Genomic DNA, 14,403 nt, shown 5'->3' on the forward strand with positions numbered 1-14,403 from the left:
TTCATCACAATGTGACCCAATACCTGATTCGTCCCATTCCACCCGGCCTGGCGCCATGCTCAGATAGCCGCATCTGCCCAAGGACCGGCCCCGCCCATGCCTCCTGCCCTGCCCGCCCCGCTGGAGCTCCGGCCATGAGTCGGCTGCGCGTGATCATCGGCGGCACCGCACTGGCGCTGCTGGCGGCGGCGCTGCCGATCGCGGTGATGGCCTACGCCACCTGGGACCGCACGATCAATGTCGAACAGCAACGGCTGCACGACATCGCCCTGCGCACCCTGCGCCGTTCCGACCTGTCCTACCACGAGGCGCTGGCTGCGCTGAAATCGGCCGAGGCCAGCACCACCTCGGGCTGCGACGACGAACACATCCGGCGCATGCAGACGCTGGTGATGACCACGCCGTCGGCCGACCAGATGGGTTACTTCGAAGGCGGCAAGCTGCGCTGCACCTCGTGGGGCCCGTTCCGCTCCGACGTGAACCAGCCCAAGGCCGACCACGTGACCAGTGACGGCGCCGGCATTGCGGTGGACGTGCGTCCCGAAGCCAGCGGCCGTCGCCAGGTACTGTCGATCCTGTACGGTTCCTACGACGTGCTGGTAGATCCGCGCCGCTTCGTCGATGTCATCGTGGATCCGCATGTGCGCCTGGCGCTGGCCAGCCCGGATGGGCGCCTGCTGGCCAAGCAGGACGGCATGGACCCGGCACTGCTGGAGGCCCTGCTGCGCAATCCCGGCGAAGGGCTGGACCAGAACACGCTCTACGCCACCGCCCGCAACGAGGAATGGCTGGCGATCGCCACCACGCCACGCACTGCGCTGGCCGCCACCTTCCGCCAGCAGGCCTGGCTGTTCGTGCCGCTGGGCCTCCTGCTGGCGGCCGCCGGCGCCGGCCTGGTGATCTGGCTGTCGCGGCGGCGCCTGTCGCTGCGTGGCGAGCTGGCCACCGCCATCCGTCGCCGCGAGCTGTACCTGCATTACCAGCCGATCATCGAACTGGACACCGGCATCTGCGTTGGTGCCGAGGCCCTGATCCGCTGGCAGCGTCCGGACGGTACCCAGGTGCGGCCGGACCTGTTCATTCCACTGGCCGAAGAGGCCGGCATGATCGCGGCAGTGACCGACCTGGTGATCGAGAACGTGGTGCGCGACATGCGCGAACTGCTGGTGGCCGACCGCAGCGCGCACATCGCGATCAACCTTGCCGCCGAGGACATCAGCAGCGGCCGTGCCTTGAAGATGATCTCCAAGCACATGGCCGGCAGCGGCATCCTGCCGCAGCAGATCTGGATGGAGGCCACCGAGCGCGGCTTCCTCGACCTGGACCGCGCCCGCACGATGCTGGCGCAGGCACGCCGTGCCGGTCACAGCGTGGCCATCGACGATTTCGGCGTGGGCTTCTCCAGCCTGCAGTACCTGGAACAGCTGCCGCTGGATGCGCTGAAGATCGACAAATCGTTCATCGATGCGATCGGCACCGAGAGCGCGACCAGCCCGGTGACCCCGCACATCATCGACATGGCCAAGGAACTGGGCCTGTGGGTGGTCGCCGAGGGCGTGGAGACCGAGGCGCAGCTGGCCTACCTGCACAGCCGGCACGTGGAGTTCGGGCAGGGCTGGCTGTTTTCGCGGCCGCTGCCCCGTGATGAGTTCGTGGCGTTCCATCACAAGCGGCAGCAGCGATACGGTGCGGCGCGGGAGCACATGCAGAATCCGCGCAGCGTGCCGATCGAGCGTGAGGGGATCGAGTAGGACGGCCAACGGCAGAGCCCCTCGTGGTGGGTCGCGCCCAGTGGATCCATCAGTTGGGGCCGGGTGGATGGGTCGCGCAGGGGGCGCTGCAAGTACGTCCATGTAAGCTCGGTCGCCGCATCCATGCGGCTCACGCCCCTGCGCAACCCACCCACCCGGCCACGGACACATTGCGGCGGCGTCCCACCACGGAATCAACAGAAGAAAGCAAAAGCAAAAGCAAACGCGGGTCGCTGCGCTCGGTAGATCCACGCCATGCGTGGATGGCGTGGACCACGGTAGTGCCGGCCGCTGGCCGGCACCTCCGTAGCGTCTGGTCTGCGCCTACGCCCAGGCCTTCGGCCGTGCCAGCAGCCAGACCACGGTCACCGCCAGCAGCAGCAACGGCAGCCAGCCCAGGTGGCTCGGGCCGCTGGCCTGCAGCAGCACACCGCCCGCTACGCCACCGGCGGCAATGGCCAGGTTCCAGCCGGTCACCAGCATCGACTGCGCCAGGTCTGCGGCGGCACCGGCACGGCGTGCGAGCGCGGTCTGGAACAGGGTCGCGACCGACCCGAAGGCCACGCCCCACAGGATCGTCGCCAGCAGCAGCGGTGTGGCCTGTCCTGGCCACAGCAGCAGCGTCAGCACCGGCAGGACGAAACCGATCACGGCCGCCCACACCAGCGTGCGCAGATGACGATCCACGCCCCAGCCTGCGATGCCGATGCCAGCGATGGCTGCCACGCCGAAGGCCAGCAGCAGGCGGTCCAGCCACGGGCCGGCACCCGCCTCCACCGCCAACGGTTCGATGTAGGTGTAGAGCACGTTGTGCGCCAGCACGTACAACACCATCACCAGCAGCGCGCTGCGCACGCCGGGCATGCGCCAGACCGTACCCAGCGACGTACGTTGACCGGCACCGGCTGCTGGCAGCGCCGGCAGTGCCCAGCGCGCGTACGCCAGCAGGCCCACGCCCAGCACGCTCATCAGCGCAAACGCCCAGCGCCAGCCGATCTGCTGGCCCAGCAACGTACCGGCCGGCACGCCCAGCGACAACGCCAGCGGCGAACCGACCATCGCTACTGCAATCGCCCTGCCCTGCAGCGAGGGCACCACCATGCGTGCTGCGTACCCCGCCACCAGCGACCACAGCAGGCCACCACTCACGCCCGCCAGGAAGCGCGCGGCAAGAATCAGCGGATAGCTGCTGCTCAGTGCGGTCAACGTATTGACCACCACGAAGCCAGCGATCGCAGCGAGCAGCAACGGGCGTCGTGGCAGGCGCTGGGTCAGCGCGGTCATCGGCAACGCGGCCATCACCGAACCCAGCGCATACACGCTGACCAGCTGGCCCACCGCGGCGTCGCTCACGCCGAGACTTTCACCCATCGGCCGCAGCACACCGACCGGCAGGGTCTCGGTCAGCAGGGTGATGAAGCCGCCGCCGGCCAGCGCCAGCAGGCCTGCCCACGGCAGGCGCGTGGCCTCACCGGCCGGGCTGGCCGCATCGATGGCATGGCCGCTCATCGCACGGCCTCCAGATCGGCATAGACCGCATCACGCAGTTCGTCGACGAAGGCACCATCCATGCCTTCGTACAGGGTATTGGTCAGTGCCACCACGCTCAGCCCGCGCGACGGGTCGACGAACCAGCTGTGGCCATAGGCACCTCCCCAGCGCCACGTGCCTTCGCGCTGCGGGGTGCCACTGGCAGCCGCATCGCGCAGCACCGCAAAACCCAGGCCGAAGCCCCAGCCGGGCGGTTCCGGCGGTCCCTGCTCGCCCACCTGCGGGGTGCCCATCTGCGCAGCAAGCGCGACCGGCAACAGGCCCGATGCCTGCACGTCGCGCAGTGCTTCCAGCACGGTCATCACCTCATCGGCCGTGCCGACCAGGCCCGCACCCGCAGAAGCAAAACGGCTGGCGTCGGTGGCACGCGCGGGACTGTAGTCGATACCCACCGTCCCCTCGAACGGCGCGACCACCTCGCCCTCCTGCAGGCGATGCGGCTGCGGCATGTCGGTGACATAGGGCGTGGCCAGCCGCGCAGCATCGTCGATGGCAAACGCGGTATCGCGCAGGCCCAGCGGCGTGGCCAACAGGCGTGCGAACAACGCCTGCAGCGTTTCACCGGTCGCGGCTTCGGCCACCGCACCGGCCACGTCAACGCCCAACGAATACATCCATTGGCTGCCGGGGACGAACAACAGCGGTGCCTGGGCAACACGCTGCACGTTGTCCGCCAGGCTCACGGGATTGGCATCCATGCCGTCACTGACACCGGCGCGCGCATACGGGCCGTCGGCGTCGGCTTCCAGAAAGCGGTAACCCAGTCCGCTGCTGTGGCTGAGCAGTTGGCGCAGGCTGATCGCTGGCGTGCTGCCATCGGCCAGTGCCGGGTGGAAATCCGGCAGCCAGCGCTGCACCGGCGCGTCGAGGTCGAGCACGCCCTCGGCCACCAGGCGCAGGATCACCGTGGTCAGCAGCGGCTTGCTTACCGATGCCAGCCGGAACAGCTGGTCGCGCTGCATCGGCGTGGCCGACTCGCGATCGGCCAGGCCGCTGGCGCTGGCATGACGCAGCACACCGTACTCGCGTACCAGCACCACCGCACCGACCAGGCGCTGCGGGTGGACCTGCTGCAGCAGCCGCTGCACCGACGGCAGGGTCGGCGTGGGTTCAAGGGAAAGGGCAGCGTTCATCGCGGTGATCCGTGGGGAGAGGCCCGCCACGTTAGGCAGCACGCCAGCACGCAAAAAGCCGGTTGCCGCTCCGGGCATCATGGACCGTGCAGTCCGCAATCGGCATGATGGCCGGAACTGCAAGGCCGCAACGATCCCCGCGCCACCCCGCACCACAGTGTTGCGATGGCGGAGCCACCCGCTACAGCCGCGCCGACCTACCCTGCCGCTTTCATTGCCCGCATACCCATGTCAGTCCTCGACAACCTCGCCAATCTGCAGACCTTCGTGCACGCCGCAGATACCCGCAGCTTCGTCGAGACCGGGCGCCTGCAGGGCGTTTCCGCCTCGGCCGCCGGCAAGTGCGTGGCGCGGCTGGAGCACGCACTGGGCGTGCGCCTGTTCCATCGCAGCACACGCAGCATCACCCTCACCGCCGAGGGGCAGCTGTTCCTGGCACGCTGCCGGCGCATCCTCGACGAGCGTGATGCCGCGCGTACCGAGCTGGCACAGCCACATGCCTCCCCACGTGGCACGCTACGTATCAGCCTGCCCCTGGTCGGCGACCTGACCCTGCCGTTGATGGCCGAGTTCATGGCCGCGTACCCGGACATCCGCCTGGATCTGGATTTCAGCGATCGGCTGGTCGATGTCATCGAGGAAGGTTTCGATGCCGTGCTGCGCGTCGGCGAGCCCAGCGACTCACGCATGAACGCCAGGCGCCTGGGGGTCTTCCCACGCCGCATCGTCGCCTCGCCGGCCTACCTGCAGCGGCGCGGCGTTCCCCGCACGCCGGCCGAACTGATGCAGCACACGCTGCTGCACTATCGCTTCCCCAGCACCGGCAAGCTGGAGCTATGGCCGATCCACTGGCCCGATGACGAAACCCCGCAGGAGCTGCCGGTGCACATGGTGGCCAACACCATCGAAGCGCGCGTGGCATTGGCCCTGCGTGACATCGGCCTGGCCTTCGTGCCAGTGCACTCGGTACGCGATGCACTGGCCGATGGCCGCCTGGTCACCGTGCTGGACGAGCACGTGCATTCCTGCGGCATCTTCCACCTGCTGTGGCCCTCGGGCCGCCACGTACTGCCGAAACTGCGCGTGTTCATCGACTTCGTCAGCGCACGCCTGGAAACCGTGCCCTAGGCCATCGATCCACACCATGCCCGGCCCACAGTAGATCCACGCCATGCGTGGATGCCTTTGTAGAGTCGCGCCATCAAACCATTCAGCCAGCCCCGCTATACTGCCCCCTCATTCCTCCCAGAGGCTCGCGACCAATGCGCCATTGATGCCGCCGTCTTCCCACCAGACGGCCTGACTCTTCCCGCCCCTGCGCGCAGGGGAGAACCCGGCATCCATGGAGGTCGCATGACCCCGCATTCCCTCACGCTCGATCGCGTGTCGTATCGATTGGCCGACGGCCGTCCGCTGTTTTCCGATCTGACGTTTTCCTTCGAACCGGTCGCTACCGGCCTGGTCGGTGCCAACGGCGCCGGCAAGAGCGTGCTCGCACGCCTGCTGGCCGGCCGGTTGCTGCCCGACAACGGCCAGGTTCGCGGCAGTGGCCGCGTGTTCCTGTTGCCGACGCCCGGTTATCCACCCGCCGGCACGGTCGGTGAACTGGCCGGCGTCGGCGCGGAACTGGCCGCGCTGCAACGCATCGAAGCCGGCAGCGTGGACGAGACCGACTTCGCCTGCGTCGGCGACCGCTGGGATCTGCGCGAACGCCTGCAGCAGCAATGGCGGGCACTGCAGCTTCCCGACGACCTCGATCCCGCCCAGCCGGCCGCGCGCCTCAGCGGCGGCCAAGCGATGCAGGTCGCCTTGTCCGGCGCCTGGGCCAGCGGTGCTGATTGGTTGATCCTGGACGAACCCAGCAACCACCTCGACGCACGCCATCGCCAACAGCTGTACGAGCAATTGCAGCAGTGGCGCGGTGGCCTGCTGGCGATCAGTCATGATCGCGAACTGCTGGGGCACATGCAGCAGATCGTCGAGCTCGATGCGCGCGGACTGCGTCGCTATGGTGGACCGTGGCAGCACTACGCCGACACGCGGACCGCCGAACGTGACGCGGCTGCCACGCAGCTCGACCATGCGCGCGCCCAGCACCGGCAACAGCAACGCAGCGCGCGCGAACAGCACGAACGCCAGCAGCAGCGCCAGGCACGCGGCAACCGCGATGCGAAGCAGGCCAACCAGGCACCGATCCTGCTCGGCCGGCAGAAGCAGCGCGCCGAAGCCAGTCACGGCCGCGCACAGCAGGTACAGGCCGAGCGCCTGCAGGCCAGCGCCGATCAGCTGCGCGCTGCGGCCTCGGCGGTTCACACCGCGCCGGAACTGGCGCTGTTTGCCGGTGCGGGGGAACGTGGCAGCACGCGCCTGCTGCAGGCCGAGGCCTTGGTGCTGCCGCATGGCTGCGATGCTCCATTGCAGCTGGATGTCCGTCGCGGCCAGCGCATTGCCGTGGTGGGTGACAACGGCAGCGGCAAGTCGACCCTGCTGCGGGTGCTGGCAGGCCAATTGTCCGCGCGTGATGGGACCGTGCAGCGTCACGCACCGCTGGCGCTGCTCGACCAGCAGCTGCTGGGGCTGTCCGGCGAATGCAGCATCCTCGACAGCGTGCAGGCCGCCAACCCGAGTGCCGACCCCGGGGAGCTGCGCACCCGCCTGGCCCTGTTGGGTCTGGACGCACAGCGCATCCAGCGCCCCGCCAGCAGCCTCAGCGATGGCGAACGGGTGAAAGGCGCACTGGCCAGCGTGTTGTACGCCGATCCCGCGCCGCAGCTGTTGCTGCTGGACGAGCCTGGCAATGCACTGGACCTGAGCGCATTGCAGGCATTGGAAGAACTGCTGGCGGCATGGCCGGGTGCCCTGATGATGGTCAGCCACGACCTGCATCTGCTGCAGGCGTTGCAGCCGACGCAGGTGTTGCAGGTAGGCGCCGATGGCTGGCAGTGGCGCGATGCCTTGTAGATCCACGCCATGCGTGGATGGATGCATGGCGGGTAGTGCCGGCCGCTGGCCGGCAACCCATGGATCCTCAATGCACCGTCAACGCTTCCACGTCGGGAACGACTGCGGCAACTGCTGCCACAACAAGGGTCCCGCACGCAGCTCCTGGTCGTTGAGCAGGCACGCATCCAGTTCCGCGCGCACCGCGCGCTCGTCCATGTGCACGCCGATCACCACCAGCTCCTGGCGCCGATCCCCCCACAGCGGGTGCCACAGCCGCTGCATCGCCGAATGCGCGGCCCTGTCCGGGAATTCCTCCAGCCCCGGCAGCGGCGCACTCCAGCAGTCGGCCTGCTGCCGTGCCCAACCGAGGTCGCTGTAGGGCAGCGGCGTCGGCGGCAACAGCGGCGTGGTGTCTTCCAGCCCGGCCCGCACGCGGTCACGCGCTGCGTACCAGAAGCCCGCCGCCTGCGTGCGCGTCGCTGCACCCACGGTGTTCAGCTCGCCCACCCAGTCCATCCGATTGGCCAACCAGAACCAGCCCTTGCTGCGGATCACGCCGGGCATGCCCGACTGCAGCGCGCGAGCAAAGCGCGCGGGGTGGAACGGACGCCGCGAACGGTAGACGAAGCTGCCGATGCCGTACTCCTCGGTTTCCGGCGTGTGCTCACCCCGCAGCTCCTTCACCCAACCCGGCGCGCGTTGTGCACGTTCCATATCGAAGCGGCCGGTATCCAGCAGCTCGGGCAACGGCACGTCGCCAAAACTGGACAGCAGCAGCTTCGCATCACGGTTCAACCCGCGCAGCACCGCCAGCGTGTCCTGCAGTACTTCGTCATCCACCTGGTCGATCTTGCTGACCACGATCACATCGGCGAACTCCACCTGCTCGCACAGCAGATCAACCACGCCGCGGTCGTCATCCGGGCCGGCCTGCTGGCCACGTTCGGCCAGGCGCAGGGTCGAGCCGAAGTCGGCAAGGAACGCGCTGCCGTCGACCACCGTCACCATCGTGTCCAGCCGCGCGATGTCACTCAGGCTGAAGCCGTGCTCGTCGCGCACTGCGAAGGTGGCTGCCACCGGCATCGGTTCGCCGATGCCGGTCGATTCGATCAGCAGGTAGTCATAGCGACCGGCATCGGCCAGCCGCCGTACTTCCTGCAGCAGGTCGTCGCGCAGCGTGCAGCAGATGCAGCCGTTGCTGAACTCCACCAGCGTCTCTTCGGTGCGGCGCAGTTCGGCGCCACCTTCGCGCACCAGCTGCGCATCGATGTTGACCTCGCTCATGTCGTTGACGATGACCGCCACGCGCAGGCCCTCGCGGTTGCGCAGGATCTGGTTGAGCAGGGTGGTCTTGCCGGCCCCCAGGAAGCCGGACAGCACGGTGACCGGAAGGCGACGGTCGGCGCGGGAAACAGTGTTCATGTCGGAGCGGGTTGGCTGCGGAACGGAAATGTTACTGTATAACAATTGTTGCGCAAGGAATCTCCCCCGATGAAGTCGCCTTCTGCCGCCCTGCTCGATGCCGGCGCGGTCGCCCTGTCCAGCCTGTGCCTGCTGCACTGCCTGGCGCTGCCCCTGCTTGCCGCCGCACTGCCGCTGTTCGGCACCTGGGCCGAGGCGGAATGGGTGCACCTGCTGTTCGTGGCCATCGCCCTGCCGCTGACCGGCTACGCACTATGGCGCGCCGAGCGCCGTCACCCGCTGCCCGTACTGGCCTGGGCCACTGCCGGCGCCGGGCTCGGTCTGCTGCTGGCCGGCGCGCTGGCGCTGCCCTCGCACGACTGGGAAACGCCGATGACCGTCACCGGCAGCCTGCTGCTGGCCGCCACGCATGTCTGGAACGCACGGCACCGGCACGGGTAGTGCTTGCCGCTGGCCGGCATCCCCATGAACGCCGGACATACCCGGTAGTGCCGGCCGCTGGCCGGCAACTGCATGAGCTTCGGACCCAACCTGCAGGTGCCGGCCAGCGGCCGGCACTACCGGCCTACTTGCCGTAGCGGCGCAGCAGCTCCACCAGTACCTCGGCCTCCGCCGCCCGCTGCTGCGGGTCTTCAGCGCCGACCACGTGCTCCTGCAGATGCTCGTGCAGCAGCTCCATCAGCAGGCTGTGGGCGGCACCGCGCACCGCGGCAACCTGCACCAGCACGTCCGCGCAGTCGCCTGCCTCCCCCTCGGGCGTGTCCAGCGCCTGCTCCAACGCCGCCACCTGGCCGCCGATCCGGCGTACCCGGGTCAGCAGCTGCTTTCGATGCTTGTGTACATGGGCCATGAGTGGATCGTATACCCTATGGGGGTATCCTTCCACCCTCTGGTCTCCACATGCACCTGGACGCCCTCGCCGCCGCCCGTCGTCACGAACACCACTTCGACGACGGCAACCCGCTGGCCGAACGCAACACCCGCCGCGCCCTGTGGCTCACCGTCAGCATGATGCTGGTGGAGATCGTCGGCGGCTGGTGGTTCAACTCCATGGCCGTGCTCGCCGACGGCTGGCACATGAGTTCGCACGCACTGGCGCTGGGCCTTTCGGTCTTCGCCTACCGCTGCGCACGCCGCTACGCGCACGACCCGCGCTTCGCCTTCGGCACCTGGAAGATCGAGATCCTGGCCGGCTATACCAGCGCCATCGCCCTGCTCGGCGTCGCCGCGCTGATGGCCGTGCAATCGCTGGAACGGCTGTGGGTGCCCGCCCCCATTCACTACAACGAAGCCATCGTCATCGCTGCGGTGGGCCTGGGCGTGAACCTGCTGTGTGCCTGGTGGCTGCACGACAGCCCTGGCCACGCGCATCACCATCATGGGCATGGGCACGACCATGACCACGCGCATGATCACGATCACCACGATCACGGCCATGCGCATGGTCACGACCTCAACCTTCGCTCGGCCTACGTGCACGTGCTCGCCGACGCCGCCACCTCGGTGCTGGCCATCGTCGCACTGCTCGGCGGCAAGCTGTTGGGGCTGACCTGGCTGGACCCGGTGATGGGCCTGGTCGGCGCCGTACTGGTCACGGTCTGGGCAATCGGCCTGCTGCGCGACAGCGGCCGCATCCTGCTCGACGCGCAGATGGACGCGCCGGTGGTGGCCGAAGTCCGCGAAGTGATCGAGCAGGGCCCGTGGCCGGCACGCCTGGCCGACCTGCACGTCTGGCAGGTCGGCCGCGGCAAGTACGCGGTCAGCGCCAGCGTGGTCACCAGCGACGCCAGCCTGGATGCCGATACCGTGCGCAACGCGCTGGCCATCCATGAAGAGCTGGTGCACGTGACGGTGGAGATCCACCGCAGCGCGTGACCCGCGCCGGGTAGTGCCGGCCGCTGGCCGGCAACCCCATGAACGCCGCACGCAACCTGCAGGTGCCGGCCAGCGGCCGGCTCTACCGCTACAACTTCAACATCATCCGCAGCAGGTACATCAGCAGCGGCAGCGCGCTCAGCACTGCACCAGCAATGCCGATCCACGGCCAGCGCTCGCCGCGCACGCGCGAGGCCACCGCCAGGCCTCCGCCCACCAGCGCCGCGCCCAGCACGCCCACGCCCAGCCCTGCGGCCATACCGTTGCCACCTGCAGCCACCGCTGCCTGCGCTGCCAACGTGCCTGCCCCCCACCCCACAGCGATCCCCAGCCAACTGGCCACGCCGCACCACGGTGCCTTGCCCTGCGCCATCCGAAAACCCCTGTGTTCTTGCCGAATTCCTGTACGGGCCACGCCCGCGTAGTGCCTACACTAGCCGCACCTGCCCCGTAGGGACATCCCATGCGCACGCTCCGCCTGCTGCTGCCCGGTGCCCTCCTGCTGCTGATCACCGCCTGCAGCGGTGACGCCGGGCTTCCCTTCTCCGCCGACCCCTTGCAAGGCTGCTTCGCCACCAGCGCGCGCAAACCGGCCGACTTCCGCGTCGAAAAGGAAGGTGGCCAGTACTACGTTTCCTTCAGCCGCGGCGACCAATGGCAGCGCGAGCCGAATGCCCTGCACAAGGCCACCCGCAGCGAGATCAGCCGCTACTTCCGCGATGATGCCGATCAGATCGACAGCGCCCTGATCCGCATGGCCGGCGGCTTCGGCATCTTTCACTTCAACAAGGGCGCGACGCTGAAGGGCAAGGCCAGTGATAGTGACTACATGGCGCTGATGCTGATCGGCGCTGGGCCGGTATATGCGGTGAAGTGCGATTGAGTGAACGCGCAGTACGCCAAGCCGGCAATGGCGCGATGAACAGTAGAGATGAACAGTAGAGTCGAACCATGCTCGACTCCGCCCTGCCTGCATCCACGCATGGCGTGGATCTACTGTGACATCGGCTTGGCGCTACAACAGCTGCGGTACCATGCCCTCCCCCGAACCGCCCCGGTACCCGCCGTGCCCCATTACACCGGCCCCCTGCTGACCCGCGACAGCGCTGACACCCTGCGCCGTGCCCATGACAAGGGCGCTGCTGAATGGCAGGGCTCGCTCGACCTGGGCCGGAGCCAGGACACCATGGCCCTGAACGCCGACGGCTTCCACTTCCGTGGCCAGCTCTACCCGTGGCCGGGCAAGCTGAAGGACCGCACGCTGTACTACTGGGACGGCGAGGACTTCGCACCGATCTCGCGCTACAGCGGCTCGTTGATCAAGCTGGTGCCGACCGAATGGGGTGCACCGACCTTCGAGATCGACGGCATCAAGATGCTGCCGACCTCCAAGCTGTCACCGTTCGAGGATGCGCGCCGCAAGGTCGAGCTGGTTGCCCCGGCAGGCAAGGTCATCCTCGATACCTGCGGCGGCCTGGGCTACTTCGCCGCGTGCGCGCTGGAGGCCGGTGTCGGCCAGATCCGTTCGTTCGAGAAGAACGCCGACGTGATGTGGCTGCGTACGCTCAATCCGTGGTCGCCGGATCCAGACTCGGCTGCCGCCGGTGGCCGCCTGCAGTTCAGCCACGGTGACGTCTCGCAGCAGATCGAACAGGTGGCCAGCAACAGTGTCGACGCGATCCTGCACGACCCGCCGCGCTTCGGCATCGCCGGCGAACTGTACTCCCAGGTGTTCTACGACCACCTCGCCCGCGTCATCCGCAAGGGCGGTCGCCTGTTCCACTACACCGGTGCGCCGAACAAGCTGACCAGCGGGCGCGATGTCCCGCGCGAAGTGGCCAAGCGTCTGGAAAAGGCCGGCTTCAAGGCAGAACTGGCGCTTGATGGTGTGCTGGCCGTCAAGCGCTGAGCCTCACTCCGAATCCACCTTGGCCAGCTTCATCACCCACGCCGGCACCACCGGCTCACCCGCGTAGAAGTCCTTGGGCTTCTTCTCCGCCATTGCCCAGCGGTGCAGCCAGCTGGGGCCATAGCGGCCGCTGTAGCCTTCGGCACCACGCGCATAGGCAGGGTCATGCATCGCCTCGTCCAGTGACACGAAGCGATAGCCCCGGCGCTTGGCCGCCGCCACCAGTTCGGCGAACGTGGCCGCGTTGAGCTCATTGGCGTGCATCAGCCACACCTGTGGCAGCGCATAGCCCAGCAGCGCCTGCGACTGCTTCTCGTAGTAATCCAGCTTGTTCAGCATGTACGGCACATAGCCCTTGCGCAGCTGTGCCAGCGTCGCTTCGCGCTCGGGCGAATCAGGCTGCTCGTTCATCACGTTTGCATAGGCGAACGCCCACACCCACTCACCGTTGTCGACCGTCACCGGAGCCACGCGGTAGCCGTGTGCCTTGAAGAACACATCCATCTCCGCACGTTCTTCCGCCGTGCGGCCAGCACGCAGATAGGGATGGCGCATCCACTGCGGCTTCAGTCCGCGCTCGGCCAGCAAGGGCCGCAGCACCGTTTCGCCGCGCAGGAAATCCTGCTGGAAGGCCGCAACGCCCTTGGCATTCAGATCCATGTGCGAGTACGTGTGGTTGCCCAGCACATAGCCGGCGTCCAGCCAGTCGCGCAGCATCTGCACCCGCGCCGGCTGCACCTGCCCATCGATCTCCAGCTTGTTCTCGTTGACGAAACCCACCACCGGTACACCCGCCTGCCGCAACTGGGCCATCAGTGCCTCATGGCGCGCCTGCAGGTCCGGCGGCACGATCTCGTCCACCCGCGCCCACGGCAGGTCATCGATGGTCACCGCAATCCGGCGGTCCACCTCGGCGGCGTGTACCGCCAACGAGCACAGCAGCAACGGCACAGTCCGCAGCAACCAACGCATCAGCACTTCCTTGCAGGGGGCGAGGCGTGAACTGTAGCGCGATTGCGGATGCGCAGCCGGCTCAGGGCCCAGCTGGCGATGCAGTGCGCGTACAGCACAATTCCCCCTATGGGGCCGATGATCCCGCCCGGCGCTCACGCACGATCGCCCGCCACAGCATCACTCCCGCCACCATGGCCACCAGCAGCAATGCCGCCAGCACCATCGCCAGATCATCAGGATTGCGCAGCAGCGGCGCGTGCTCGCGGGTGAGGATGTCGAACACTACGTGCTGCGCCTGGGCCAGTGGCATCCTGCCGTCTGCGGCAAGATCCACCAGGCATGCTGCCGGAGACAGCGTTGCCACGCTCAGCCAGGCACTCTCGTACAAGTGCAGCGCCCTGAGTGACAACGCCAGGGCCAGGCCATGCAATGCCAGCAGCCCCCAGCTGGCCTGCCGCAGGCGCCCCGACGCGCGACGCAGGCGATAGGCGCAGATCGCCATCGCCCCCAGCAATGCCAGCCCAACGCCGACCACTGGAATCAGATGCAGCGGGTACCAGCCCTGCAGCGCATTGGAACGTGCCATCAACTGCTCAGCCACCTGCATGCGTGCCACCGGATCCGGGCCCCCACAGGCCTCGCCCACTGGTTCCAGCAACAGGTCCACCCTGTAGTGGAACAAGCCGACCGCCATCGCCACCGCCAGCACGACCAGTATCTGCAGTACCAGCAGGATGGGCCCGGGCCCACAGATGCGGCAGAAACGTGAAGCAGTAGAGGCCATCGGTTCATCCATGACAACAAGGGTCCATCCTAACCAAGCGCTTCCGGATTGTCGGCGGGCGTATGCGACAACTTCTGGTCC

At 67.8% G+C, this 14,403-nt stretch carries 14 protein-coding genes; 7 read left to right on the forward strand and 7 right to left on the reverse strand.

Going from position 1 to position 14,403, the window contains the following annotated elements; translation table 11 throughout:
* Positions 1-134: 134 nt before the first annotated feature.
* Entirely contained in the window at positions 135-1,751 is a 1,617-nt protein-coding gene (locus tag VPH47_RS19045) for an EAL domain-containing protein (RefSeq protein WP_368851491.1), read from the forward strand.
* Between the two features lie 324 nt (positions 1,752-2,075).
* Here the strand turns inward: VPH47_RS19045 and VPH47_RS19050 are convergent, their stop codons facing one another.
* Both VPH47_RS19050 and VPH47_RS19055 read right to left on the reverse strand, forming a co-directional pair.
* Entirely contained in the window at positions 2,076-3,260 is a 1,185-nt protein-coding gene (locus VPH47_RS19050) for an MFS transporter (RefSeq protein ID WP_368851492.1), read from the reverse strand.
* Positions 3,257-4,435 carry a serine hydrolase domain-containing protein gene (locus tag VPH47_RS19055; protein WP_368851493.1) on the reverse strand — a complete coding sequence of 393 codons (1,179 nt, stop codon included), beginning with the start codon at positions 4,433-4,435 and terminating at the stop codon, positions 3,257-3,259. Before VPH47_RS19055 ends, VPH47_RS19050 begins: the two co-directional genes overlap by 4 nt.
* A gap of 228 nt (positions 4,436-4,663) precedes the next feature.
* Between VPH47_RS19055 and VPH47_RS19060 the strand changes: the two genes are divergently transcribed.
* Positions 4,664-5,563: a LysR family transcriptional regulator gene (locus VPH47_RS19060; protein ID WP_368851494.1), complete on the forward strand. Its 900-nt coding sequence runs from the start codon at positions 4,664-4,666 to the stop codon at positions 5,561-5,563.
* A 225-nt stretch (positions 5,564-5,788) separates the two neighbouring features.
* Positions 5,789-7,396 (forward strand): ATP-binding cassette domain-containing protein, encoded by a 1,608-nt coding sequence (locus VPH47_RS19065; RefSeq protein WP_368851495.1) that lies wholly within the window; start codon positions 5,789-5,791, stop codon positions 7,394-7,396.
* 78 nt (positions 7,397-7,474) lie between these two features.
* Here the strand turns inward: VPH47_RS19065 and VPH47_RS19070 are convergent, their stop codons facing one another.
* Positions 7,475-8,800, reverse strand: a complete 1,326-nt coding sequence (locus VPH47_RS19070) for a GTP-binding protein (RefSeq protein WP_368851496.1) — start codon at positions 8,798-8,800, stop codon at positions 7,475-7,477.
* A 69-nt stretch (positions 8,801-8,869) separates the two neighbouring features.
* On the opposite strand from VPH47_RS19070, the gene VPH47_RS19075 reads away from it, so the two are divergent.
* Positions 8,870-9,241, forward strand: a complete 372-nt coding sequence (locus tag VPH47_RS19075) for a MerC domain-containing protein (RefSeq protein ID WP_110710901.1) — start codon at positions 8,870-8,872, stop codon at positions 9,239-9,241.
* 124 nt (positions 9,242-9,365) lie between these two features.
* On the opposite strand, the gene VPH47_RS19080 is transcribed toward VPH47_RS19075, so the two are convergent.
* A complete protein-coding gene (locus VPH47_RS19080; protein ID WP_110710900.1) occupies positions 9,366-9,650 on the reverse strand; it encodes a metal-sensing transcriptional repressor in 285 nt (94 codons plus the stop codon).
* A gap of 50 nt (positions 9,651-9,700) precedes the next feature.
* Between VPH47_RS19080 and dmeF the strand changes: the two genes are divergently transcribed.
* A complete protein-coding gene (gene dmeF, locus VPH47_RS19085) occupies positions 9,701-10,675 on the forward strand; it encodes a CDF family Co(II)/Ni(II) efflux transporter DmeF (RefSeq protein WP_180847738.1) in 975 nt (324 codons plus the stop codon).
* 88 nt (positions 10,676-10,763) lie between these two features.
* Here dmeF and VPH47_RS19090 read toward each other — a convergent pair whose 3' ends face one another.
* A complete protein-coding gene (locus VPH47_RS19090; protein ID WP_087921363.1) occupies positions 10,764-11,048 on the reverse strand; it encodes a hypothetical protein in 285 nt (94 codons plus the stop codon).
* A 90-nt stretch (positions 11,049-11,138) separates the two neighbouring features.
* Between VPH47_RS19090 and VPH47_RS19095 the strand changes: the two genes are divergently transcribed.
* Positions 11,139-11,558 carry a hypothetical protein gene (locus VPH47_RS19095; RefSeq protein ID WP_368851497.1) on the forward strand — a complete coding sequence of 140 codons (420 nt, stop codon included), beginning with the start codon at positions 11,139-11,141 and terminating at the stop codon, positions 11,556-11,558.
* Between the two features lie 183 nt (positions 11,559-11,741).
* Positions 11,742-12,584, forward strand: a complete 843-nt coding sequence (locus tag VPH47_RS19100; protein ID WP_368851498.1) for an MnmC family methyltransferase — start codon at positions 11,742-11,744, stop codon at positions 12,582-12,584.
* 3 nt (positions 12,585-12,587) lie between these two features.
* Here the strand turns inward: VPH47_RS19100 and VPH47_RS19105 are convergent, their stop codons facing one another.
* Together VPH47_RS19105 and VPH47_RS19110 are read right to left on the reverse strand one after the other, a co-directional pair.
* A complete protein-coding gene (locus tag VPH47_RS19105) occupies positions 12,588-13,556 on the reverse strand; it encodes a polysaccharide deacetylase family protein (protein WP_368851499.1) in 969 nt (322 codons plus the stop codon).
* Between the two features lie 106 nt (positions 13,557-13,662).
* Entirely contained in the window at positions 13,663-14,322 is a 660-nt protein-coding gene (locus VPH47_RS19110; protein ID WP_368851500.1) for a hypothetical protein, read from the reverse strand.
* Positions 14,323-14,403 lie beyond the last annotated feature (81 nt).

Source organism: Stenotrophomonas sp. WED208, assembly GCF_040984485.1.
Taxonomy (GTDB): domain Bacteria; phylum Pseudomonadota; class Gammaproteobacteria; order Xanthomonadales; family Xanthomonadaceae; genus Stenotrophomonas; species Stenotrophomonas riyadhensis.